Genomic DNA, 22,183 nt, shown 5'->3' on the forward strand with positions numbered 1-22,183 from the left:
AACATGTTTATGTACGAGTGTTGATACCGTAGCACCATGCCGACCGACCTCGAAGCCCTGGGCCACGCCGTCAAGCGGGCGCAGTACCGCAACCACCGCACGATGGACGCCGCCCTGCGCGACCTCGGCGTGACGCTCGTGCAGTGGGACGCCCTGCGCGCGATCGACCGGATGCCCCGCGCCTCCGGGCACGACCTCGCCGTCGCGACGTTCCAGAGCGACCAGGCCTTCGGCACCCTCGCGAACCGGATGCTCGACCGTGGGCTCATCACGCGGACCGCCGGGCGGGGCCGCCGGATCGAGCACACCGTCACCGAGGACGGACGGCGGGTGCTCGACGAGGGACACCGCATCGCCGAGGGGGTGCTCGACTCTCTGTTCGCACCGCTCGACGAGCCGCGACGGGCGGCGCTCCTGCAGCTCCTGACGACCCTGACGGATGCCGCCGAACCGTTCGGCGCGCAAAACGTACACAGTGCGAATGGTTCGTTGAACTGACCGTTCACTTCGTGAAAGAGTTCAGGCGTCCGCAGGGGACACACAGCAAGCAAGAAGGGCGGGACACGACATGCACAGCACGTACTCCGGGATGCCTCGGACGGCACGGATCGGTGGCAGCCACACGCGCGTCGGTCTCACCGACCCGGCGATCATCGACGCGTACGTCGAGCGTCGCATCCAGGACCCCTCGCTGCTCGCCGGTCGTCCCGAACCGTCCTACGCGGACTTCTTCAGCACGCCTGCCGTTTAGCAAGGAGCGCATGACCCCATGCCGTTGACCGTCGTCCGTCGAGAGCACGTCCACCTCTACGCCCGCGAACCCGAGTCCGGGGTCGCGAAGACCGCCGTCGACGCGCTGCTGCGCCTGCAGCACGCCGAGGACCAGCAGATCGAGTCCGCCCGCATCGAGAGCGGCCTGTCGAAGAACGAGTTCCTCGCCGTCCGGTACATGCTCCAGGCGCACCGGGACGGCCGGACGATGGGCCCGAAGGACCTCGCCGTGATGCTCGCCGTCTCGAACGCCTCGGTCACCAAGATCGTCGACGGGCTCGTGCAGAAGGGCCTGCTGTCGCGCACGGCGCACCCCACCGACCGTCGTGCGCAGGTACTCGCCCCGACCGACCAGGCCGCCGAGAAGATCGACGCCTCGTACGCGCGCTTCCACGCTGCCGTCGTCGAGGTGCTCGAGCAACTCCCCGACGCGGACAACGCCGTCCTCGCCGACTCGCTCACGAAGATCGTCGACGCGCTCGCCGCGGGCACGCCCGCGCCGGTCGACGAGTACACGGTCGACGACCAGGACTGACGCGAGCGCGCCCGGCTGACGCGACCCGGCGGGTGCGTCGCGACCGGATACGGACGGGAGGCCCGTGGTGCGCCCGCCACGGGCCTCCAGGCCGGACGGTGGCGAGAAAACCTTCCAGCGGTAAGTTGGGTGCATGACCCACCCCGCGGACGACGCCGACGCGGCCCAGCCGCGCCGCGGCGGGTACCGCAAGGGCGCCGAGCGGCGCACGCAGATCCTCGACGAGATGATCCGCATGGTCGCGGAGCAGGGGGTCGACGCATCGTCGCTCCGCTCGGTGGCCGAAGCCCTCGGGATCACGCACGCGGCACTCCGCCACTACTTCCCCAGTCGCGACGAACTGCTGCTCGCCGTCTACCGGGAGCACGAGGTCCGCGAGCAGGGCGCGCCCGACCGGATGAAGTCGGCGATCGGCGACATGCGCGAGAGCGCATCGCGCAACCGGGCCGTGCCGGGGCTGGTGCAGCTGTACACGACCCTCGCGGCCGACGCCGTGCAGGAGGGCCACCCAGCCACGCGCGACTTCATGCGCGAACGCTTCGCCCGGTTGCGCGCCGAACTCGCCGCACTGATCGAGGCGGACCAGGCGAGTGGCCGGATCCGCGCCGACCTGGACCCGGTCGACCTGGCGAGCCTGAGCATCGCGGCATCCGACGGACTGCAGGTCCAGTGGCTGCTCGACCCGGACGCCGTCGACGGCGAGCGGGTGCTGCGGCTGCTCGAGCAACTCGTCCCGCCGGTGCGCTGAGCGGCCACGGGGTACGCCTCGCTGCCGGTGGCACAGCGACCGGCCGGTAGAAGGGCAGCATGACCACTTCCACGCGCACCCCGCTCGGCGTCACGCTCGTCGACGGGGGCGCCAACGTCGCCCTGTTCTCGAGCACCGCCGAACGGGTCGAGTTCTGCACCTTCGACGACGACGGCACCGAGCACCGCACCGAGCTCCGCAACCGCACCGGCTACACCTTCCACGACGTCGTCCCCGGGGTGAGGGTCGGCACCCGCTACGGCTTCCGCGTGCACGGCGCGTGGGACCCGGCGAACGGCCTGCGCCACAACGGCGCGAAGCTCCTGCTCGACCCCTACGCCACCGCGATCGACGGCGAGTACGAGTGGGGCCAGGCGCTCTTCGGTCACGACATGAACGAGCCCGAGCAGATCGACGAGACCGACTCGGCCAGCGCGATGCCCAAGTCGGTCGTCGCCGACCGGTCCTTCGACTGGGACGGTGACACCCTGCTGCGGACCCCGCTCGCCGACACCGTCGTGTACGAGGTGCACGTCAAAGGCTTCACGAAGCAGCACCCGGACGTCCCCGAGGAGATCCGCGGCACCTACGCCGGCATGGCCCACCCGGCAGCGATCAAGCACCTCACCGACCTCGGCGTCACCGCGGTGGAGCTGCTGCCGACGCACCAGTTCGTGCAGGACTCGACGCTCCTCGACAAGGGCCTCCGCAACTACTGGGGCTACAACAGCATCGGCTTCTTCGCGCCGCACGACGAGTACTCGTCCGCAGGCACCGCGGGGCAGCAGGTCGCCGAGTTCAAGGAGATGGTGAAGGCCCTGCACGCCGCGGGGCTCGAGGTCATCATGGACGTCGTCTACAACCACACCGCCGAGGGCAACCACATGGGCCCGACGCTGTCGTTCAAGGGGATCGACAACCAGTCGTACTACCGGCTGGTCGAGGGTGACGAGGCGAACTACTTCGACACCACGGGTACCGGCAACAGCCTGAACGTCGGGCACCCGGCGGCCCTCGGACTCATCATGGACTCGCTCCGCTACTGGGTCGAGGAGATGCACGTCGACGGCTTCCGGTTCGACCTGGCCACGACGCTCACCCGCCAGGACGGCGAGGCCGAGAAGCACTCCGCGTTCCTCGACATCATCCACCAGGACCCCGTGCTGCGCGAGGTCAAGATGATCGCTGAGCCGTGGGACACCGCCGGCTACCAGGTCGGCGGGTTCCCGGCCGACTGGTCCGAGTGGAACGGCAAGTACCGCGATGACCTGCGGGCCTTCTGGCGCGGCGACGAGGGCGCCCTCGGCGACGCCGTCCAGCGGGTCCTGGGCAGCCCGGACGTCTACGAGGGATCACGGCGCTCCCCGCTGTGCTCGATCGACTTCGTGACCGCCCACGACGGTTTCACCCTGGCCGACCTGACGATGTACGCCGACAAGCACAACGAGGCGAACGGCGAGGACAACAACGACGGCGAGAGCGACAACACCTCGTTCAACGGCGGCATCGAGGGCCCGACCGACGACGGCGCGGTGAACGACTACCGCGACCGGCAGCGCCGCAACTTCCTCGGCACCCTGCTGCTCTCCGCCGGCGTGCCGATGATCCTGGGTGGCGACGAGCTCGCCCGGTCACAGGGCGGCAACAACAACGCGTACTGCCAGGACGACGAGATCTCGTGGTTCGACTGGGCCGCCGCCGACCAGGACCTGCTCGCCTTCACCACGGCGGCCATCGCGTTCCGTCTTCAGCACCAGGCCCTGCGCCCGGAGTGGTTCCGCACCGCGCCGGGTGACTCGGAGTCGACGGTGACCGTGCTCCGCGCCGACGCCGCCGGGTTCGAGGACGGCGACTGGGCGGACGGCGGCAACCGGGCCGTGACGCTCGTGCTGCACCAGGGCGACGACACCGTGGCCGTGCTGCTGAACGCGTCGGACACCACGGTGGAGTTCACGCTGCCGGAGCGGCCGGGTGGGGGCAGCTGGTCCCTCGGGCTGTCGAGCGACCCCGACCAGACCGTGGTGGGCGACGCGGCGACGCTGCTCGTGCGCGACGCGTCCTTCACCGCGCTGGTCTGACGGGCGCGGGCGCGGGCTCGCGCGGGGGCGTCGTTCGCGTCGCTCGTGTCGTGATCGTCGCTTGGTGAGCGGAAGATCGTCGCTTGGTGAGCAGAAATGGTCGGGTCCCCGTTCGGGACCCGACCATTTCTGCTCACGAAGTGGTGCACGTGGCGCTCCTGGGTGCTCCTAGGCGTTCGCGCCCGCGGTCAGCACGGCTGCCGCGGGGTCGAAGTCCTCGGGCAGCGGCGGGATCGCGTCCACGGTCGACGTGATGTCGACGGCGGAACCCGACTCGGCCGCGTCACGGATGCCGAGCAGCACGTCGAGCACGTGCAGCGCGACGGCGCCGGAGGCACGCTCGGGGCGGTCCTCGGCGATGGCGCGGGCGAGCTCGACGACACCGGTGCCACGACCCCAGGTGGAGCCGACCGCCTCGAGCGTCTCGGGCTCGTCCTGCCCGTAGCGCCAGAGCTGCGACGAGCCCTCGAACGTGTTCGGGTCCGGCAGCGAGATCGTGCCGAGCGTGCCGTTGATCTCGACGAAGCCCATGCGCGGCAGGGCGTGCTGGAACGAGAACGTCGACTGGGCGGACTGCCCGCCGTCGAACTCGATCAGGGCCGCGTGGTGCGTCGGGACCTCGACCGGGAACGTCTCGCCGGCGCGGGGGCCGGACGCGATCGTGCGACGGTCGAGCGACTTCGACGAGACGGCCTGCACGCGCGAGGCGGTGCCGAACGCGTGCACCAGGGTCGTCACGTAGTACGGGCCCATGTCGAACAGGGGGCCGGCGCCGGTGGCGAACAGGAAGTCCGGGTTCGGGTGCCACGCCTCGGGTCCGGGGACGTGGAACAGCGTCGTCGCGGACAGCGGCTCGCCGATGTCACCGCGGGCGATGGCCCGGAGCGCCGTCTGGATGCCCGCGCCGAGCACGGTGTCCGGAGCGGTCGCGACGCGCAGGCCCTTGGCCTTCGCCGACTCGAGCACCGCGGCGGCCGACGCGTGGTCGGTCGCGATCGGCTTCTCGCTCCAGACGTGCTTGCCGGCGTCGATGATCTGCTGGTCGACCTCGGCGTGTGCGGCCGGGATCGTCAGGTTGATCACGATCGAGATGTCGTCGCGGGCGAGGAGTTCCTCGACCGATCCCGACGAGGCGACGCCGTACGCAGCCGCCTGCTCAGCGGCACGCTCGAGCAGCACGTCGGCGACGAAGCGGACCTCGACGTCGGCGAACTTGGTCAGGTTCTCGAGGTACTGGGTGGAGATGTTGCCGGCACCGATGATGCCGATCCCGACACGGCTCACTTGTCGTTGTCCTTGAGCCATGCGAGGGACTCGGTGATGCCCTCGAAGACGTCGCCCTTGTACGCGTCGAACTCGACCACACGGATCGCCTGCGGTGCGGCGGCGAGGATCGCGGTCACGTCGACGTCGCCCTGACCGGCCGGCGTCTGGTTCTCGAAGGCGCGCTGCAGCGCCTCGGGCACGATGAGGGCGCTCTCGGACGAGGGCAGCGCGGTGCGGATGTCACCGTCGACCTTGCCGTCCTTGACGTGGATCGCGACGACGCGGTCGCCCAGGCCCTTGAGCACAGCGGGGGCGTCGGCGCCACCGACGGTCGCCCAGAAGGTGTCGACCTCGAGGACGGTCTCCGGCGACAGCTGTGACACGAACAGGTCGTAGACGGTGCGGCCGTCGACCTTGTTCGTGAACTCCCACTGGTGGTTGTGGTACCCGAACTGCAGGCCACGGCCGGCGGCCTCGGCGGTCAGCTCGTTGACGCGCTCGGCGATCTTCGCGACGTCGTCGGCGGTCTGCCAGCGGTCGGTCGGGATGAACGGGTCGATGACGGTGCGGATGCCGAGGCGCTCGGCGGCGTCCCAGATCGGCGCGGTGTCCTCGGCGTCGATCACGGCGACGTGGCCGGACGGAGCCTTGAGGCCGGTGGCCGCGAACGCACGCTCGAGGTCGGTGGCGCGCTCGACGAACGCGTAGGGCTCGACGTTCTCGTACCCGATCTCGGCGACACGGGCGATGGCCTTGTCGAGGTCTTCGGCGATGGCGTCGCGCAGCGAGTACAGCTGCACAGAAGTGGTGGGCATTGCAGAGGCTCCTTCGATCCTGTCTGGGTGTCGCGGCCCGTCGAGGAGCGATGCTCCGCGGCGAGATCGATGACGACGCTACCCCAAAAACCACCCGGTGTGTAGTTTTTGCTGCCCCGTGTGACGCGGCCTGGACGGCCCGCGCATCACGGCCCGGGACGCGACCGGTGTTGCAGACAACACGTGTCGATGTATGCTCGCGTCGGAAAAACCTTGTCATGCAAGGTTTTCATCGACTCAAGGAGGCGTCATGAGCACACCCGAACCCGGCAGCCCGGCACTGCTCAACCCGGAAGAGGGCATCACCCAGCCCGTCAGCACGGTCAAGGTGGGCATCGGCTACCAGATCGCCCTGTTCCTCGGGCAGTTCGGCCTCTTCGTCGCGCTCATGGCGCCCGTCTACGTGAGCATGCAGCTCAAGGCGCAGACCCTGGTCGGCGACGACGCTGCGAACGTCATCGGCTCGGTACTGCCGATCGGCGCGTTCGGTGCGCTCATCATGAACCCCCTCGCGGGTGCCCTGTCCGACCGCACCCGCACGCGCTGGGGCCGTCGTCGCCCCTGGCTGCTCAGCGGTGTCGTGGTCTTCGCGATCGCCCTCGCGTGGATCGCCTACTCGCCCGACGTCCTCAACCTGACGCTGGCCTGGCTGCTCGCCCAGCTCGCCGCGAACGCCACGCTCGCCACCCTGCTCGCGAGCTTCGCCGACAACGTGCCGCAGCTGCAGCGCGGCCGGTCCTCGAGCATCATCGCGCTCGCGCAGAACATCGCCGTGCTCGCCGGTACCTACCTGTCGGTCTTCTTCGTCGCGAACCTGCCCGTGCTGTTCATCGCGCCCGGCATTCTGGCGATCATCCTGGTCGCCGTGTACGCCGTCGTCGCGCGGGACGACCTGCCCACCTACAAGCTCAAGAAGTTCACGTTCCTGAACCTCATCGCGTCGTTCTGGACGAACCCGGTCAAGAACCCGGACTTCGCGTTCGCGTGGTGGTCGCGCTTCCTCATCATCTTCGCGACCTTCATGTTCACGACGTACCGCCTGCTCTACATGGAGCAGCACCTCGGCATCGAGAGCGCGAAGGAGGCGACGGCCGCCGTCGCCTTCGGTGTGCTGCTCTACACGATCGCGCTGCTGGTCAGTGCGGCGCTGTCCGGCTGGGCCTCGGACAAGCTCGGTCGCCGCAAGGTGTTCGTCGGTGGCTCCACGGCGATGTTCGCGGTCGGACTCATCGTGCTGGCGCACGCCGACACGGTCAACGGCTTCTACGTCGCCGAGGTCATCATGGGCTTCGCCTACGGCATCTACTCCGCGATCGACACCGCACTCGTCGTCGACGTCCTGCCGAACGCGGACCGTCCCGGCAAGGACCTCGGCGTCATCAACATCGCCAACGCGCTGCCGCAGTCGCTCGCCCCGGCCGTCGCCCTGTTCTTCCTGAAGATCGGGTCCGGGGACGCCGCCGACAACTACACGCTCATGTGCTGGGCCGCCGGCGCGATCGCCATCATCGGCGCACTCGTCGTGATCCCCATCAAGCGGGTGCGGTAGCGCCCGTCTCGCAATGCGACCATCCGTCGCGCAACGCGACAATAAGAGGACTGGAGGCCCGTGGCGACGCCGCCACGGGCCTCCAGTCCGTCTGCCTGGTTGCGTCAGCGGGCCCCGATAGCGTGACCCACATGCTCGACGCCACGCCCGCCCCGTTCGACACCCCCGCCGGCCGCATCGTCGGGACGGTCGACGGCGACGTGGTGCGGGTGCTCGGGATCCCGTACGCGCAGGCCGAACGGTTCGCTCCGCCGCAACCGATGCCACCGTTCGCGGGAGAGCTGCACGCGTCGACCCCGTCGCCGGTCGCACCGCAGCCGCACGAGGAGTTCGTCGACCTGCTGCTCAACCCGATCCAGGGCATCGAGGTCGACGAGCACTGCCAGCGGCTCTCGATCACGCTGCCCGCCGACGTCCGTCCGGGGGAGCAGCTGCCGGTGATGGTCTGGATCCACGGCGGCTCGTACGTCATCGGCGGTGGCGACCTGCCGATCTACGACGCCCGCGACCTGGTGACCGAGCAGCGCGTGATCGTGGTGTCGGTCACGTTCCGGCTCGGCGTGCTCGGGTTCCTCGGTGACGGCGAGACGATCCCGGCCAACCTCGGGCTCCTCGACCTGGTCGAGTCGCTCCGCTGGGTGCGCGCGAACATCGCTTCGTTCGGCGGCGACCCCGACCTGGTCACCGTCTTCGGGCAGTCGGCCGGCGGGGACGCGGCCGCGCACCTGATGATCAGCGCCGGCGCCGGCGGGCTCTTCCGCCGCGCGATCATCCAGAGCGCTCCGCTCGGGCTGTCCCGCCGTCGGGCACGGATGAACCGCGCGATGGTCCGGGCGGTCGGCACCGTGCACGCCGACACCCCGCTCGAGGACCTGCTCGACCGTCAGGCGCTCGGCACCCGGGCCGCCGCGCCGTACGGGCTCGCCGCCGGCATGCCGTTCGGCACACAGTACGGGTTCGCACCGCTGCCCGACGAGCGCGACCTCGACGTCGCGTGGAGCCGGGTCGCGCCCGACGTCGACGTCCTGATCGGGTCCGGTTCGGACGAGGCGGGCATGTACGTGCCGCTCGTGCCCGGCCTGCGTCGGGTCACCCGGTCGCGGGTGCTGCGGTCGGCCCTGCGGTGGTGGGTCGTCCGTCCGCTGTCCGACGTCATCTACGGGCGCGACGCCCGACGGTTCACCGAACGGCACCGACGCGCCGGCGGCCGGGCGACCTCGTACCGACTGCACCGCGGTGTCACGAGCGCCCCGACCGGAGCCGTGCACATGAGCGACCTGCCGCTGCTGCTCGGTGGCCGCGAGGCCTGGGCCGGCACCCGGTTCGTCCCCGAACGCGACTGGCCCGAGGTCGAGCGCCGCGGCCGGGCCTTCCGGGCGATCTGGGCCGACTTCGCCCGCACCGGCGAGGTCCGGGCCCCCGACGACGAGACGCTGACGTTCGACCGCGGCTGACCCAGAGCGGGTGACGGTGGCCGCGCCCCCTGAACTGGCGGTCGCGGGCCGCTGACCGGCCCCGCACAATCGTCAGCATGCCCACGACCGACGTCGACCTCCGCGCACGCATCGTCGCCGGGGCGATCAGTGCCTACCGAGCCGGGGACTTCCACCGTGTCGGGCCCGACGAGGTCGCCGAGCACGCCGGGGTCACCGCCGACGAGTTCCATCGAGCGTACCCGACGTGGGAACTCCTGGTGGTCGCGGTCATGGACAAGTGGAACAACGGCAGCCGGCGCCAGCTCTGGCCGATCGCGGAGCGGGACGGCACGGTCGCCTACCTGCGAGCCCGGCTCGCCGCGGGCGTCGAGGACCCGGCCCTCGTGCGGCTCCGGGTCGCGGTGCTCAGCGCCGCCTCGAACCCCGACCACCCCGCCGCCGGGTGGTTCCGCGCGCAGTACACGCGGGCGTTCGAGGACGTCACCCTCGCCCTGGTCCGTGACGTCGTCGCCGGTCGGGAGTCCCGTGGCGCCTCGCCCCGGCACGCCGCCGAGCAGCTGATGGCCCTGTACGAGGGGCTCCAGCTGCAGTCCGTCATCCGCGACGACGGGGAGCCGCTCAGCGCCTTCGACCGGGCGGTCGCCCGGATGCGCGTGGGCTGGGCGGCGGCACGCGTCGACGCCTGATCCGGGTCGGGCGACCACGTCGGGTCCGGTCGGCACCATGCGGGCCCGGGGCCTCGAGCGGCGAGCGGTCACGACTCCCCGCGCGTGCAGCGTCGCGTGGTCGTGTTGCGGCGTCTGGCGGTGCCGCAAGCAACGGTTCGTGACCGCTCGGCGGGCAGCCATCGGGGTGTCCTGACCGCGCGTCGGCGTGGACGTCCCGGTGGCGCGCCGGACGGCCGGGAGGCCCGTGGCGGCGGCGACTCGTGCCTCCCGGCCCGCGGGGTGGTCGCGACACACCGCACGTGCTGCCTCGCGTGGTCACGTTTCGTCGTTCGCGGGCGGCGGGGCCGACGGTCTGTGACCGCTCGGCGTGCGGGACGCGGGGGGTCGTGACCGGTCGGCGGGCTGGTGGAGCGTCCGAGCCACCCCGGTCCACGGCTGGAGGCCCGGCGCGGCTGGCAGACGTCGGTGCACCCACCTGGCATGGTCGGCCCATGGAGTACACGGACTACGACACCCGGCTCGCCGCCTACGGCGTGATCACGGACGGTGACCGCGTGCTCCTGGCGAAGCTGCGCCACCCCGATGCGGGCACGTGGACGCTGCCGGGCGGCGGGGTCGAGTTCGACGAGACCGTCGAACAGGCCGTCGTGCGCGAGATCCGCGAGGAGACCGGGTACGAGGCCCAGGCCGGTGCCCTGCTCGGGGTCCGGCACCACATCGTCCCCGCCGAACGCCGCATCCACGCCAACGGCCGGCCGATGAAGGCCGTGCAGGTGGTGTTCCGGGCGACCGTCACCGGGGGAGCCCTGCGGCACGAGCTCGACGGCTCGACCGACGAGTCACGGTGGATCCCCGTCGCCGAGCTCCCGCACCACCGCCACGGCCTGCTCGTGCCGATCGCCCTCGGCTGGGCGGGTGCCCTGTCCCGCTGATCGCATCACCCGGCCGTCAGGACGGCGAACTGCGATGGGACGTCGGCGGGCACAGGAGGCTGGACACCCCACCCGAGGCTGCGGAGCGTCTGTGCTGTCTCAGCCGGGAACTGCCGCGTGGTCGCAGCAGCTTCTTCACGGCGCCAACGATTCCGGAACCCGTGCACGGCCTCCCGCCACGTCGGTAACGCGTCCACGCCGCACTCGACGATGACGAACTCGACCACGTCGGCGAGGCTCGGCCGGAAGTGCGGGCCGCCGAGCGGGAAGTGCAAGGACGACAACCTCGCCGCATCACGCTGCCCGGAACCGTGGTCGCGGGCTCTGGCCAGCAGCGAACTGAACGCGCCGCGCTCGGCGTGCAGGTGCCAGTGCGACTGCGGAGTGGCGGTCAACGCTTCCTGGAACTCGAAGCGGACGAGTGGCTGTCGTTCGTCGACCAGGAAGAGGGTGAACCGGCTCTCGTTCAGCTCGAGGACCTCGAGATGACTCTTCCATCGGTACCGCATCGACAGTGTGACATTGGCGGTGTGAACGCCGCCGATGTTCAGGCGGACCGGTGGAGTCGTTCCTGACGCAGCGGCAGGCTGCACGACGATCGTTCCATCGGGGACATCCAGCTCGTAGTCGATCTGCACCCCGTGCCCGGGCAGGGAAGAGTCCAGGAGCTCTTGGGCGACGGCTGCGTGATGCTGGCCGGCTCCATCGGACACCTCAGTCATCGCTCACCGAGCAGGAACGAGATGCTGTCCAGCCAGTCCTGTGCGAGGTACTCGTCGATGAACAGGTCGCGCCACTGCTCGGTCGGCGCGAACTCCCGCTCGTCCAGGTTCCACTCTGCGCGGACGCGTTCGCGCTCGGCGAGGAGCCCCTCGCGGGTCCAATGCCGTCCCAGCACCTTCGTCATGGCCGTCCTCTCGTCGGTGAGAGGACGGTAGGACGATCAGCAGCGCCGACGCGAGCTTTCGGAATACAACATGTTCACTCTTCGATGACGCTGAGGACGTTGCCCGACGGGTCGGTGAACCAGGCGATGAGCGGGCCGCCCTTCCGGTTCACACCCCGGTCGTCGGTCATCCCCTCGTACTGCAGGAACACGACGCCCTTCGCGGTGAGCTCGTCGACCGCGGCGTCGATGTCCGGCACCGGGAAGTTCAGCACCGTGAAGGCCGCCGGTTCATGACCCGGGCCCTTCGGGTAGACGAGCACCTGGTGTCCGCCGCCGAGCTGCAGGAAGAGCATGCCGTGGTCCTCGGTGACCTCGACCCCCAGGACGTCCTCGTAGAACGCCTTCGCCTCGGGCACGTCGCGCACCGAGAACCCGCTGAACGCCTTCGTCGCATCGACCATGCGGCAAGTGAACCACCGCGGCCCGGCGTCGGTGCGCTCTGCGAGGATGAAGCCGTGAGCGACTCCGGCACGACCGTCGACCAGGCCGTCGAGCGCGCCGTCGAACTGGCCCTTTCGAGCCACCGCACCGTGCTCGGGATCGCTGGAGCACCGGGTGCCGGCAAGTCCACGCTCGCCCGTCGCATCGTCACCGCCGTCGACGACCGCCTGGGTGCGGGCACCGCGGTGCAGGTCCCGATGGACGGCTTCCACCTGCCGAACGCGGCGCTCGACGCCCTCGGCCGGCACGACCGCAAGGGTGCGGCGGACACCTTCGACGCCGACGGGTACGTCGCGCTCGTCCGCCGACTCGTCGCCGCCGACGAGGACGTGGTGTGGGCGCCGGACTTCGACCGTCGCGTGGACGAACCCGTCGCCGGCAGCATCGCGGTGCCCCGCGCAGCCCGACTCGTGGTGTCCGAGGGCAACTACCTGCTCGACGACACGGCACCGTGGTCGGCGCTGCCGGCGCTCTTCACCGAGACCTGGTTCTGCGCCGTCGCCGACGACGTGCGGCTCGACCGCCTGGTCGGCCGGCACATGCGGCACGGCCGCGACCACGACGCCGCCCGCGCGTGGGCGGTGGAGGTGGACGGCGTGAACGCCGCGAGGGTCGCGCCCACGGTGATCCGGGCCTCCAGGACGGTGTGGACGTGACCACCGACCACCACCACGCGACACGACACGACACGACACGAGGAGCGACCATGACCATCGCCATCACCGGAGCGACCGGCAACATCGGGGGCGCCGTGAGCGCGGCACTCGCCGCGGACGCCGTGCCGTTCCGGATGCTCGTGCGCGACGCCTCGCGTGCGCCGGAGCTTCCGGGCACCGAGGTCGCCGTCGCGACCTTCGCCGACGCCGACGCGAGTCGAGCGGCGCTGCAGGGCGTCGAGGTGCTGCTCATGGTCTCGGCGGCCGAGGCCCAGGACCGCCTCGACCAGCACCGGGCGTTCGTCGCGGCGGCGGCCGACGCGGGCGTGCGGCACGTCGTCTACACGTCGTTCCTCGGCGCGGCTCCCGACGCGACCTTCACGCTCGGACGCGACCACTGGGCGACGGAGCAGGCGATCCGCGAGAGCGGGATGGCGTTCACGTTCCTGCGCGACAGCTTCTACCTGGACTTCGTCGAGGACCTGGTCGGCGAGGACGGCGTGATCCGCGGCCCGGCCGGCGACGGTGCCATGGCCGCGGTGGCCCGTGCCGACGTCGCCCGCGTCGCGACCGCGGTGCTGCACGACCCGGACGCCCACCGCGACCAGACGTACGAGCTCACCGGCCCCGAGGCGATCACCCTCGCCCAGGCGGCGACGATCGTGTCCGAGGTCCGCGGCCGCACGGTCAGCTACCACCCGGAGACCCTCGACGAGGCGTACGCATCACGTGCGCGGTGGAACCCGGAGCCGTGGCAGGCCGACGCCTGGGTGAGCACCTACACGGCCATCGCCGAGGGGGCGCTCGCGCACGTGTCCGGCGACGTCGAACGCATCACCGGCCGTCAGCCGATGTCCCTGCGCGAGGTGCTCGCCGCGGGCTGACCCGCGCGCGCGGTGCCCGTGCCGACGTCCTCGGTCAGGACACCCGTCGCGCGGCGAACGTCCCGACGACGCCGAGGGTGAGCACCGCGACGAGCACGACGAGCAGCGGTGCCGTCCAGGTCCCCGTCGCACCGTGCAGGGCACCGGCGACGAGCGGCCCGGCTGAGCCGAGCAGGTACCCGCCGCCCTGCACGAACGCGGACATCCGGCGGGCGTCGGCGTCGCTCGAGACGATCCGCACGATCACGATGAAGATCACGGTGATGCCGCCACCCTGGGCCGCGCCGCCGAGCACCGACCACAGCAACCAGAGCTGCGGGGCGAACAGCAGCCCGAGTGGCATCGCCAGCCACAGCGTGCCGACCAGGGCGATGATCGCCGCCGGACGCCACCGGGTCGCGAGCAGCGGGACACCGAGCGCCCCGACGACGGCCAGGATCTGGAACACCGACGAGCTCGCGCCCGACGACGCCTTCGAGAAGCCGATCTCGTCGTGCAGCAGCGTCGGGATCCACGCGGTGAGGGCGTAGTACGAGAACGCCTGACCGCCGAAGGCGAGCGTCAGGCCCCAGGTGATGAGCCGTCGTGCCGGTCGGATGGGCTCGGCGGCGGCGACCCGTGCGGCCTCGGCGGCGCGGGCGGTCCGGATCGCCCCGGTGTCGAGCACCTGGTCGATGGGGCCGGTGACGGGCAGCGGTTCGTCCCGTTCGGACGGCAGCGGGCGTCGCCAGGCGGCCCGAGCACCGACCGCGTAGGTCCAGGCAGCGGCGGCGATGAGTGCGAAGACCGCCCAGATCGCGATCGCGACCGGCCAGCCCCACAGGGCGGCCAGGGGAGCGGTGCCGAGCGACGTGATCATCGACCCGACGTTGAGCGCCGACGTGTACACGCCGGTGACCAGGCCGACTCGTTCCGGTGAGGTGTCCCGCCGGATGACCACCGGGATCACCACGTTGCCGATCGTGATGCCGATGCCGATGACCGCGGTGCCGACCAGCAGCGCCGCCGACGAGGGCAGCGAGCGCACGACGGTGCCCGCGAGCACGATGACGAGCGACAGCGAGACCGCGCGCTCGGGGTCGGCCTTCGCGATGACCCAGCTGGCGAACGGCGTCGCGAGGGCGAAGCACAGCACCGGGATCGTCGTCAGCAGCCCGGCGATCGTCGCGGTCAGGCCGAGGTCGGCGCGGACGTCGCTGATGACCGGGGCGGTCGCGACGATCGGACCGCGGAAGTTCAGTGCGATCAGGACGATGGCGGCCGGCAGCAGCCAGACGGCACCGCGGAGCCCCCGCCGGACGACGTCGCCGCTCATGCGGACGGCGTCGTGGACGGCAGCAGGATCGGCAGCAGGTCGAGCGGGGTGGCGGCGCGGGCGATGGTGCCCTCGGCCTCGTCGGGGGAGCCGTAGCCCCACTCGGCGAAGACGACCGGGACGCCGTGCACGGTCGCGCCCTCGACGTCGTGCTTCCGGTCGCCGATCAGCACCGGGCGGCTGATGTCGAAGCCGTGGGCCTCGAGTCGTCGCAGTGCCTCTTCGACGACGTCGGCCTTGCTCGACCGCACCTCGTCGTCGCTCGCACCCGTGATGATGTCGATGTCCCCGGTGAGCCCGTAGTGCTCGAGGATGTAGGTCGCCGGGGTCTCCGGCTTGCTCGTCGCCGTCGAGATCGGCAGCCCCGCCTGGTGCAGGGTGCGCAGCACGACGTCGATGTCCGGGAACATCTCGGAGTCGAGCGCCCCGTGCGAGAAGTAGTGCTCGCGGTAGACGGCGAGGGTGCGGTCGGCGAGCTCCTCGTCCATGCCCATCGCGACCCGGAACGTGTCCATGATCGGCGGGCCCACGAACGACATCAGGGTGTCGTGGTCCGGCACCGGGACGCCGACGGTGCGGAAGGTGTGCGTCAGGCTCTCGAGGATGCCCGGCGCGGAGTCGCTGATGGTGCCGTCGAGGTCGAACAGGATGGCGGAGAACGGGCTGGTCATGTCCTGTCCACCCTAGCCGGGCCGTGGCGGCGACCATCCGGGATCCGTCGGCGGCGGGGCGGGGGTGTGCCGTGCCTCCAGGCCGGACGGTCCGACGCGGATCAGAACAGGCGGGTGTGGCCGCCCTCGATGCCGCGCATCGCGTCGTAGTCGAGCACGAGGACGCGGATACCGCGGTCCTCGGCGAGGGTTCGTGCCTGCGGTGCCACCGTCTGCGCCGCCAGCACGCCCTGCACCGGACGCAGGTGCGGGTCTCGGTTCATGAGCTCGAGGTACCGGGTGAGCTGCTCGACCGCGTCGATGTTGGCGTTGCGCTTCATCTCGACCGCGACGCTCGCCCCTGCGTCGTCGCGGGCCAGGATGTCGACCGGCCCGATCGCCGTCATGTACTCGCGGCGGACCAGGGTGTGGCCGTCACCGAGGAGCTCGATCTGCTCGGCCAGGAGCTGCTGCAGGTGCGCCTCGACCCCGTCCTTCACCAGGCCCGGGTCGACGCCCAGGTCGTGGGTCTCGTCGGACACGACCTCGTACAGGGAGACGATGAGCTTGTCCTGCGTCTTCTTCTGGGTGACCGTCCACACCTGCGTGATGCCGGCGCTCGACTGCTCGTCGTCCGGCTCGGTGATCTCGATCGAGCAGGGCGGGCTCATCCAGTTCAGCGGCTTGTAGCTGCCGCCGTCGGAGTGCACGAGCAGGGAGCCGTCCGCCTTGAGCATGAGCAGGCGGGTCGCGAGCGGCAGGTGGGCTGAGAGCCGGCCCGCGTAGTCGACGGAGCACCGGGCGATGACGAGACGCACCCCGGAAGCCTAACCGGCGTGGTGTCGTCGGCCGGACGAGGCGCGCGGCCCGTGCAGCGTGCACGGATTCACATGCCTGTAACGACGTTCTGCACATGTACCGCAAACCGAAGCCGTCCTACCGTGGCTGACACCCCGATCGGCCCACGCCGACACCCCTCCCCGAGGAGCCACGATGGCCAGCGAGACCGCAGTGTCAGCACCACGAACCCCCCGTTCCGAGTCGGTCGCCGTCGACGACTACTCGCTCAGCCGAGTCCCGATGTCCGCGCGCTACGGCTGGTTCCAGGTCGCCGTGCAGCGCTTCGGGCAGATCTCGGCCCTGTCCCAGTTCTTGCTCGGTGCGACGCTCGGCTTCGGCATGAGCTTCTGGGACGCCTTCTGGGCGATCACCCTGGGCGCCGTGATCCTGGAGATCGTCTCGGTGCTCGTCGGCGTCATCGGCGTCAAGGAGGGCCTGAACACCTCGGTCATCGCCCGCTGGACGGGCTTCGGCAAGGCCGGCTCGGCGCTGGTCGGGCTGGCGATCGGGCTGAGCCTGATCGGCTGGTTCGGCATCCAGTCGGGTGTCTCGGCGGCCGGCCTCGTCTCGATCCTGCCGATCCTGCCCGCCTGGGCGTGGTCGCTCGTGTTCGGGCTGCTCGTCACCGCGATCGTCCTGCGCGGGTTCCACTCGATGCAGTGGCTGGCGAACGTGACCGTGCCGCTGTTCCTGGTGCTCGTCGGCTGGGCGGTCATCGTCGAGCTGAGCCGGCACTCGATCGCCGAGCTCGCGGCGCGTGCCCCGGCCGGTCCGGAGCTGAGCTTCGTGGCCGGGACCACCCTGGTGGCCGGCGGGTTCATCGTCGGTGCGGTGATCACGCCGGACATGACCCGCTTCAACCGGTCGGTCGGCGACGTCGTGAAGCAGACGCTGCTCGGCGTGACGCTCGGCGAGTACGTCATCGGCCTGGCCGGTGTCCTGCTCGCCCACGCCGTCGGCTCCGCGGACATCACCCGCGTGATCACGTCGAGCGTCGGCTGGGTCGGCATCCTCGTGATCCTGCTCGGCACGTTCAAGATCAACGACTGGAACATCTACAGCTCGAGCCTCGGCGTCACGAACTTCATCGACGCGGTGTTCGGCAAGCAGGTGAACCGCGGGCTCGTGACGCTCGTGATGGGCGTCGTCGGCTCGGTGCTCGCCGCGGTCGGGTTCCTCGGGGCCCTGACACCGTTCCTGTCCGTGCTCGGGGTCGTCTTCCCGCCCATCGCCGGGATCATGGTGGCGGAGTACTTCGTCGTGAAGCGCTGGCGCCGCGAGCTGAGCGACGCCGAGAACGTCCCGGCGACCTCGCCCACCTGGGTGCCTGCCACCCTGGTCATCTGGGCGATCGCCTCGCTCATCGGGTACTTCGTCGCCGTCGGCATCCCGTCCATCAACTCCGTGGTCATCGCCTTCGTGCTCTACGTGGTCGCCGGCAAGGTCGGGCTGATCCGCGGCGTCGGTGTCAGTCGGACCGAGGCCGCGCCGGCTGCCACCGAGGCCCCGGTCGCCAAAGCACCGGCCACCCCAGCCGCCTGACCCGGGCGCTCCCCGAACGGCCGGTCGCGTCGCCGCACCCCTGATCCGCGCGACGGCGCGGCCGGTCCCCACGAACAAGCACCACCCCACGAACAAGCACCTCCCCACGCCCGCACCACCGCACCCCGCACCCGCACCACCGCACCCGCACCCGCACCCGCACCACCGAAGGGAACCCCCATGCGCATCGGCATCGACGTCGGCGGCACCAACACGGACGCCGTCCTGATGGACGGCAGCACCGTCCGTGCGGCGGTCAAGCGGTCCACCACCCCCGACGTCACCTCGGGCATCGTCGCCGCGCTCGACGGCCTGCGCGAGCAGCACGCCTTCGGCCCCACGGACATCGACGGCGTGATGATCGGCACCACCCACTTCATCAACGCCCTGGTGGAGGCACGCGGCCTCGCCCCGACCGCCGCGGTCCGTCTGGGCCTGCCGGCGACGGCGTCGCTGCCCCCGTTCACGGACTGGCCCGGGCACCTGGTGTCGGCCGTGCACGCGCAGCCGTTCCTGGCCCACGGCGGCCACGAGTTCGACGGCCGCGTCATCTCGGAGCTCGACCCCGAGGAACTCAAGCGGCACGCCGGTGCCATCGCGGCGGCGGGCATCCGTTCCGTCGCGATCTCGTCGGTGTTCTCCCCGATCAACGACGAGTTCGAGCAGCGCGCGCAGGAGATCATGGCCGCCGAGCTCGGGCCGGACGTGGCGTTCTCGCTGTCGTCCGAGATCGGTCGCATCGGCCTGCTCGAGCGCGAGAACGCGACGATCATCAACGCGGCGCTCCGTGAGCTCGCCGACCGCATCGTCGACGGCCTGTCCGGGTCGGTCACGGGCAGCGGCATCGACGCACCGCTCTTCCTGAGCCAGAACGACGGCACCCTGATGGACGTCGAGTACGCCCGTCGCTACCCGGTCGCGACGTTCGCCTCGGGCCCGACGAACTCGATGCGTGGCGCAGCGGTGCTGTCGGGCTTCGACACCTGCGCGGTCGTCGACGTCGGCGGCACGACGAGCGACGTCGGCGTCCTGACCGCGGGCTTCCCGCGTGAGGCCACCGGCGAGGTCGCCGTCGCGGGCATCCGCACGAACTTCCGGATGCCCGACGTCCTGTCCGTCGGCATCGGCGGCGGCTCCCGCATCCACGAGGACGGCAGCGTCGTCGGCCCGGACTCCGTCGGGTACCGCCTGACCGAGGAGGGCCTGGTCTTCGGCGGTACCACCCTGACCGCCACCGACGTGGCCGTCCGCGGTGGCCGCGGTGCGATCGGGGACCCGTCGCTCGTCGCCGGGGTGCCGGCCGAGGTCGCCGCCCGCGCGCTCGACGTCATCGCGGAGCGCGTCGCCGACATCGTCGAACGGATGCGCACCTCGTCCGACCCGCTGCCCGTCGTGGCGGTCGGTGGCGGCTCGGTGCTGCTGCCCGACACCCTGCCCGGACTCGGCACCGTGCACCGCCCGGAGCACTACTCGGTCGCCAACGCCATCGGTGCGGCGATCGCGCAGGTCAGCGGCGAGGTCGACAAGGTCTACGCGATCAGCGACGGCCGCCGGTCCGCCGTGGTCGACGAGGCCCGGCAAGAGGCAGTCGACCGTGCCATCGCGGCCGGCGCCGACCCCGGCTCGGTGGACATCGTCGACTTCGACGAGGTCCCGATCCCGTACCTGCCGGGCAACGCGACGCGGATCCGCGCCAAGGCCGTCGGCGACCTGGCGCTCGGGGCGCTGGTCCGATGAGCGCCACGCAAGCCGCGCCCCGCGCCGCAGCCGCACAAGCCGCGCCCGCAGCACCCCTCCTCACCGCCATCGGCGCCGACTGCTCCGCCCTCGCCCGCGGCGCCGCGATCCTCGGCACCGGCGGCGGCGGTGACCCCTACATCGGACGCCTGCTCGCCGAGGCCGCCGTCCGCGCCCACGGCCCGGTCGAGATCGTCCAGGTCGAGGACCTGCCCGATGACGCCGTGGTGCTCTCGGTCGCGATGATCGGCGCACCCACCGTGATGGTCGAGAAGCTGCCGTCCGCCGGCCAGTTCGCCGAGGCCGTCCGCAGCCTGTCGGCGTTCCTCGGGGTCACCCCCACCCACCTGGCCTGCATCGAGGTCGGCGGCGTGAACTCGACGACCCCGATCGTCGCCGCGGCCGAGCTCGGCCTGCCCCTGGTCGACGGCGACGGCATGGGCCGCGCGTTCCCCGAGGTGCAGATGGTGCTGCCGACCCTGTCCGGGGTCAGCGCGACACCGATGGCCCTGGCCGACGAGAAGGGCAACACGGTCGTCTTCGACACGGTGGACAACCGGTGGGCGGAACGGCTCGCCCGCACGGCGACGGTCGAGATGGGCTGCTCCGCGATCACGGCGCAGTACGCCATGTCCGGCGCGCAGGTGAAGGAGTCGTTCGTCCGCGGCAGCCTGTCGCTGAGCGTCCGGCTCGGCGAGACGCTGGTCCGCGCACGCAGCGAGAACGCGGACCCCGTCGCGGCGGTCACCGAGGTGCTCGGCGGCACGATCGTGTTCGAGGGCAAGGTCGCCGACATCGAGCGCAAGACCGTCACCGGGTTCGCCCGTGGCACGGCCCGCATCGCCGGTTCCGGCAGCGACACCGGCCTGGAGGCGGTGCTCCGGTTCCAGAACGAGCACCTGCTGGTCGAGGTGGCCGGCCAGGTCCGCACCACGGCTCCCGACCTCATCATCACGTTGGACGCCGAGACCGGCGAGCCGATCACCACCGAGGCCCTGCGCTTCGGCGCCCGCATCCGGATCGTCACGGCACCGGCCGACGAGCGCTGGCACTCCCCGGACGGCCTGCGCCTGGCCGGCCCGCGGTACTTCGGCTACGACACCCCCGCGGTCCGCCACGACGGCACCACGAGCGCGGGGGAGACGAGCACGGGAGCGCACCGATGAGCTGGATCCTCGACGTCGACGACCTGCCCGACCTGGCCCGCGGCGCCGCGCTGCTCGGCACCGGCGGCGGAGGCGACCCCACCATCGGGATGCTCCTGGTCCGTGCCGCGATCGAACAGCACGGCCCCGTCACGATCCTCGACCCGTCCGAGGTGCCCGACGACGCCCTCGTCATCCCCACCGCGCAGATGGGCGCACCGACCGTGGTGCTCGAACGCATCCCCGCCGGACCGGAACCGCTCGGTGCCCTCCGTCGGCTCGAGGCCCACCTGGGCCGGACGGCGACCGCCACGATGCCCATCGAGTGCGGCGGCATCAACTCGATGATCCCGCTGCTCGTCGGTGCAACCGGTGGTTTGCCCGTCGTCGACGCGGACGGCATGGGCCGCGCGTTCCCCGAGCTGCAGATGGAGACGTTCTCGGTCTACGGGGTCCCCGGCAGTCCACTGGCGATCAGCGACGAGAACGGCCACGGGGTCATCATCGAGACCGGCACGGACAACAAGAAGATGGAGTGGCTCGCCCGCGGGGTCACCATCCGGCTCGGCGGCGTCGCATACATCGCCGAGTACGCGATGTCCGGCCGCCAGGTGCAGGAGACCGCCGTCCCGCGCACGCTCTCCCTGGCACTCGCCGTCGGTCGGGCCATCCGAGTTGCCCGCGAAGCCCACCGCGACCCCATCGACGCGCTCGCCGAGGCCCTCGGCACGACGATCTACACGCACCTGCGCGAGCTGTTCGACGGCAAGGTCGTCGACGTCGAGCGACGCACGGTCGACGGGTTCGCCCGCGGTCGTGCCACCGTGCAGGGGACCGACGGGTCCGAGCTCGAACTCCGGTTCCAGAACGAGAACCTCGTCGCCCGGCGGGACGGCCGCCTCGTCGCCGTCGTGCCCGACCTGATCTGCGTCCTCGACGCCGAGACCGCCGAGCCGATCACCACCGAGCGCCTGCGGTTCGGGCAGCGCGTCCGGGTGATCGGCATCTCGACGCCCGACCTGATGCGGACCCCGGAGGCGCTCGCCGTGTTCGGGCCGTCGTGCTTCGGGCTCGACGAACCGTTCGTCCCGGTCGAGGACCTGCACGAGCACGTCCGCCCGGCTGCCCCGGCGGTCGGCTGACGAACGGGCCGCGCGCCGACCCCGGCGGCCGGCCCGTGCACCCGACCCCCGACCCCCGGCCCCGGGCTCCGGCCCCGAGACGCG

General features: G+C 71.2%; 23 protein-coding genes. 15 read left to right on the top strand and 8 right to left on the bottom strand.

Features of this window, described 5'->3' with window-relative positions; genetic code table 11:
• Positions 1 to 36 precede the first annotated feature (36 nt).
• The 5 genes from ORG17_RS00325 (at position 37) to glgX (ending at position 4,132) form a co-directional block, all read left to right on the top strand.
• Positions 37 to 498, top strand: coding sequence for a MarR family winged helix-turn-helix transcriptional regulator (locus tag ORG17_RS00325; RefSeq protein ID WP_051597040.1), 462 nt, complete (start codon positions 37 to 39; stop codon positions 496 to 498).
• A gap of 70 nt (positions 499 to 568) precedes the next feature.
• Positions 569 to 751 carry a hypothetical protein gene (locus ORG17_RS00330; protein WP_027466978.1) on the top strand — a complete coding sequence of 61 codons (183 nt, stop codon included), beginning with the start codon at positions 569 to 571 and terminating at the stop codon, positions 749 to 751.
• A gap of 18 nt (positions 752 to 769) precedes the next feature.
• Positions 770 to 1,306, top strand: a complete 537-nt coding sequence (locus ORG17_RS00335; RefSeq protein ID WP_071248777.1) for a MarR family winged helix-turn-helix transcriptional regulator — start codon at positions 770 to 772, stop codon at positions 1,304 to 1,306.
• Positions 1,307 to 1,439: 133 nt separating this feature from the next.
• Positions 1,440 to 2,054, top strand: coding sequence for a TetR/AcrR family transcriptional regulator (locus ORG17_RS00340; RefSeq protein WP_071248778.1), 615 nt, complete (start codon positions 1,440 to 1,442; stop codon positions 2,052 to 2,054).
• Between the two features lie 59 nt (positions 2,055 to 2,113).
• Positions 2,114 to 4,132, top strand: a complete 2,019-nt coding sequence (gene glgX, locus ORG17_RS00345; protein WP_214526556.1) for a glycogen debranching protein GlgX — start codon at positions 2,114 to 2,116, stop codon at positions 4,130 to 4,132.
• A gap of 168 nt (positions 4,133 to 4,300) precedes the next feature.
• Here glgX and ORG17_RS00350 read toward each other — a convergent pair whose 3' ends face one another.
• Together ORG17_RS00350 and ORG17_RS00355 are read right to left on the bottom strand one after the other, a co-directional pair.
• Entirely contained in the window at positions 4,301 to 5,416 is a 1,116-nt protein-coding gene (locus tag ORG17_RS00350; RefSeq protein WP_301565345.1) for a Gfo/Idh/MocA family protein, read from the bottom strand.
• Positions 5,413 to 6,213: a sugar phosphate isomerase/epimerase family protein gene (locus ORG17_RS00355; protein WP_027466982.1), complete on the bottom strand. Its 801-nt coding sequence runs from the start codon at positions 6,211 to 6,213 to the stop codon at positions 5,413 to 5,415. The genes ORG17_RS00350 and ORG17_RS00355 overlap by 4 nt, the downstream gene beginning before the upstream one ends.
• A 250-nt stretch (positions 6,214 to 6,463) precedes the next feature.
• Between ORG17_RS00355 and ORG17_RS00360 the strand changes: the two genes are divergently transcribed.
• From ORG17_RS00360 to ORG17_RS00375, 4 genes are all read left to right on the top strand, one after another.
• On the top strand, positions 6,464 to 7,762 hold the full coding sequence (locus ORG17_RS00360) for an MFS transporter (protein WP_214526558.1): 1,299 nt from the start codon (positions 6,464 to 6,466) through the stop codon (positions 7,760 to 7,762).
• 131 nt (positions 7,763 to 7,893) lie between these two features.
• On the top strand, positions 7,894 to 9,216 hold the full coding sequence (locus ORG17_RS00365; protein WP_250892219.1) for a carboxylesterase family protein: 1,323 nt from the start codon (positions 7,894 to 7,896) through the stop codon (positions 9,214 to 9,216).
• Between the two features lie 77 nt (positions 9,217 to 9,293).
• Positions 9,294 to 9,884: a TetR/AcrR family transcriptional regulator gene (locus tag ORG17_RS00370; RefSeq protein WP_027466985.1), complete on the top strand. Its 591-nt coding sequence runs from the start codon at positions 9,294 to 9,296 to the stop codon at positions 9,882 to 9,884.
• Positions 9,885 to 10,357: 473 nt separating this feature from the next.
• Complete coding sequence (locus tag ORG17_RS00375; protein WP_111057291.1) at positions 10,358 to 10,798, top strand: NUDIX hydrolase; 441 nt, start codon at positions 10,358 to 10,360, stop codon at positions 10,796 to 10,798.
• A gap of 5 nt (positions 10,799 to 10,803) precedes the next feature.
• Here the strand turns inward: ORG17_RS00375 and ORG17_RS00380 are convergent, their stop codons facing one another.
• The 3 genes from ORG17_RS00380 to ORG17_RS00390 form a co-directional block, all read right to left on the bottom strand.
• A complete protein-coding gene (locus ORG17_RS00380; RefSeq protein WP_214586040.1) occupies positions 10,804 to 11,307 on the bottom strand; it encodes a hypothetical protein in 504 nt (167 codons plus the stop codon).
• Between the two features lie 209 nt (positions 11,308 to 11,516).
• Entirely contained in the window at positions 11,517 to 11,705 is a 189-nt protein-coding gene (locus ORG17_RS00385; protein ID WP_071404442.1) for a hypothetical protein, read from the bottom strand.
• A gap of 74 nt (positions 11,706 to 11,779) precedes the next feature.
• Complete coding sequence (locus ORG17_RS00390) at positions 11,780 to 12,148, bottom strand: VOC family protein (protein ID WP_111038647.1); 369 nt, start codon at positions 12,146 to 12,148, stop codon at positions 11,780 to 11,782.
• Between the two features lie 54 nt (positions 12,149 to 12,202).
• Between ORG17_RS00390 and ORG17_RS00395 the strand changes: the two genes are divergently transcribed.
• Both ORG17_RS00395 and ORG17_RS00400 read left to right on the top strand, forming a co-directional pair.
• Positions 12,203 to 12,844 (top strand): nucleoside/nucleotide kinase family protein, encoded by a 642-nt coding sequence (locus tag ORG17_RS00395; protein ID WP_214526561.1) that lies wholly within the window; start codon positions 12,203 to 12,205, stop codon positions 12,842 to 12,844.
• A gap of 50 nt (positions 12,845 to 12,894) precedes the next feature.
• Positions 12,895 to 13,728 (top strand): SDR family oxidoreductase, encoded by an 834-nt coding sequence (locus ORG17_RS00400; protein ID WP_214526562.1) that lies wholly within the window; start codon positions 12,895 to 12,897, stop codon positions 13,726 to 13,728.
• 34 nt (positions 13,729 to 13,762) lie between these two features.
• On the opposite strand, the gene ORG17_RS00405 is transcribed toward ORG17_RS00400, so the two are convergent.
• The 3 genes from ORG17_RS00405 to nucS all read right to left on the bottom strand — a co-directional run bounded on the left by ORG17_RS00405 (position 13,763) and on the right by nucS (position 16,511).
• Entirely contained in the window at positions 13,763 to 15,043 is a 1,281-nt protein-coding gene (locus tag ORG17_RS00405; RefSeq protein WP_214526563.1) for an MFS transporter, read from the bottom strand.
• On the bottom strand, positions 15,040 to 15,714 hold the full coding sequence (locus tag ORG17_RS00410) for an HAD hydrolase-like protein (protein WP_214526564.1): 675 nt from the start codon (positions 15,712 to 15,714) through the stop codon (positions 15,040 to 15,042). Before ORG17_RS00410 ends, ORG17_RS00405 begins: the two co-directional genes overlap by 4 nt.
• Before the next feature lie 101 nt (positions 15,715 to 15,815).
• Positions 15,816 to 16,511, bottom strand: coding sequence for an endonuclease NucS (nucS, locus tag ORG17_RS00415; RefSeq protein WP_027466993.1), 696 nt, complete (start codon positions 16,509 to 16,511; stop codon positions 15,816 to 15,818).
• A gap of 175 nt (positions 16,512 to 16,686) precedes the next feature.
• Between nucS and ORG17_RS00420 the strand changes: the two genes are divergently transcribed.
• The 4 genes from ORG17_RS00420 (at position 16,687) to ORG17_RS00435 (ending at position 22,099) form a co-directional block, all read left to right on the top strand.
• Positions 16,687 to 18,075, top strand: coding sequence for a purine-cytosine permease family protein (locus ORG17_RS00420; protein WP_214526565.1), 1,389 nt, complete (start codon positions 16,687 to 16,689; stop codon positions 18,073 to 18,075).
• A gap of 180 nt (positions 18,076 to 18,255) precedes the next feature.
• A complete protein-coding gene (locus ORG17_RS00425; RefSeq protein ID WP_214526566.1) occupies positions 18,256 to 19,812 on the top strand; it encodes a hydantoinase/oxoprolinase N-terminal domain-containing protein in 1,557 nt (518 codons plus the stop codon).
• Positions 19,809 to 20,978: a DUF917 domain-containing protein gene (locus tag ORG17_RS00430; RefSeq protein ID WP_214526567.1), complete on the top strand. Its 1,170-nt coding sequence runs from the start codon at positions 19,809 to 19,811 to the stop codon at positions 20,976 to 20,978. The genes ORG17_RS00425 and ORG17_RS00430 overlap by 4 nt, the downstream gene beginning before the upstream one ends.
• Entirely contained in the window at positions 20,975 to 22,099 is a 1,125-nt protein-coding gene (locus ORG17_RS00435; protein WP_111022442.1) for a DUF917 domain-containing protein, read from the top strand. The genes ORG17_RS00430 and ORG17_RS00435 overlap by 4 nt, the downstream gene beginning before the upstream one ends.
• Positions 22,100 to 22,183 lie beyond the last annotated feature (84 nt).

The organism is Curtobacterium flaccumfaciens pv. betae, from assembly GCF_026241855.1.
Taxonomy (GTDB): domain Bacteria; phylum Actinomycetota; class Actinomycetes; order Actinomycetales; family Microbacteriaceae; genus Curtobacterium; species Curtobacterium flaccumfaciens.

Coding starts and splice junctions, on each gene's coding strand:
- ORG17_RS00340 (WP_071248778.1), top strand. CDS start 1,440: ATGACCCACCCCGCGGACGACGCCGACGCGGCCCAGCCGCGCCGCGGC.
- ORG17_RS00390 (WP_111038647.1), bottom strand. CDS start 12,148: ATGGTCGATGCGACGAAGGCGTTCAGCGGGTTCTCGGTGCGCGACGTG.
- ORG17_RS00405 (WP_214526563.1), bottom strand. CDS start 15,043: ATGAGCGGCGACGTCGTCCGGCGGGGGCTCCGCGGTGCCGTCTGGCTG.
- ORG17_RS00435 (WP_111022442.1), top strand. CDS start 20,975: ATGAGCTGGATCCTCGACGTCGACGACCTGCCCGACCTGGCCCGCGGC.
- ORG17_RS00370 (WP_027466985.1), top strand. CDS start 9,294: ATGCCCACGACCGACGTCGACCTCCGCGCACGCATCGTCGCCGGGGCG.
- ORG17_RS00380 (WP_214586040.1), bottom strand. CDS start 11,307: ATGCGGTACCGATGGAAGAGTCATCTCGAGGTCCTCGAGCTGAACGAG.
- ORG17_RS00360 (WP_214526558.1), top strand. CDS start 6,464: ATGAGCACACCCGAACCCGGCAGCCCGGCACTGCTCAACCCGGAAGAG.
- ORG17_RS00365 (WP_250892219.1), top strand. CDS start 7,894: ATGCTCGACGCCACGCCCGCCCCGTTCGACACCCCCGCCGGCCGCATC.
- ORG17_RS00355 (WP_027466982.1), bottom strand. CDS start 6,213: ATGCCCACCACTTCTGTGCAGCTGTACTCGCTGCGCGACGCCATCGCC.
- ORG17_RS00425 (WP_214526566.1), top strand. CDS start 18,256: ATGCGCATCGGCATCGACGTCGGCGGCACCAACACGGACGCCGTCCTG.
- ORG17_RS00335 (WP_071248777.1), top strand. CDS start 770: ATGCCGTTGACCGTCGTCCGTCGAGAGCACGTCCACCTCTACGCCCGC.
- ORG17_RS00385 (WP_071404442.1), bottom strand. CDS start 11,705: ATGACGAAGGTGCTGGGACGGCATTGGACCCGCGAGGGGCTCCTCGCC.
- ORG17_RS00325 (WP_051597040.1), top strand. CDS start 37: ATGCCGACCGACCTCGAAGCCCTGGGCCACGCCGTCAAGCGGGCGCAG.
- ORG17_RS00410 (WP_214526564.1), bottom strand. CDS start 15,714: ATGACCAGCCCGTTCTCCGCCATCCTGTTCGACCTCGACGGCACCATC.
- ORG17_RS00330 (WP_027466978.1), top strand. CDS start 569: ATGCACAGCACGTACTCCGGGATGCCTCGGACGGCACGGATCGGTGGC.
- ORG17_RS00430 (WP_214526567.1), top strand. CDS start 19,809: ATGAGCGCCACGCAAGCCGCGCCCCGCGCCGCAGCCGCACAAGCCGCG.
- ORG17_RS00420 (WP_214526565.1), top strand. CDS start 16,687: ATGGCCAGCGAGACCGCAGTGTCAGCACCACGAACCCCCCGTTCCGAG.
- glgX (WP_214526556.1), top strand. CDS start 2,114: ATGACCACTTCCACGCGCACCCCGCTCGGCGTCACGCTCGTCGACGGG.
- ORG17_RS00375 (WP_111057291.1), top strand. CDS start 10,358: ATGGAGTACACGGACTACGACACCCGGCTCGCCGCCTACGGCGTGATC.
- ORG17_RS00400 (WP_214526562.1), top strand. CDS start 12,895: ATGACCATCGCCATCACCGGAGCGACCGGCAACATCGGGGGCGCCGTG.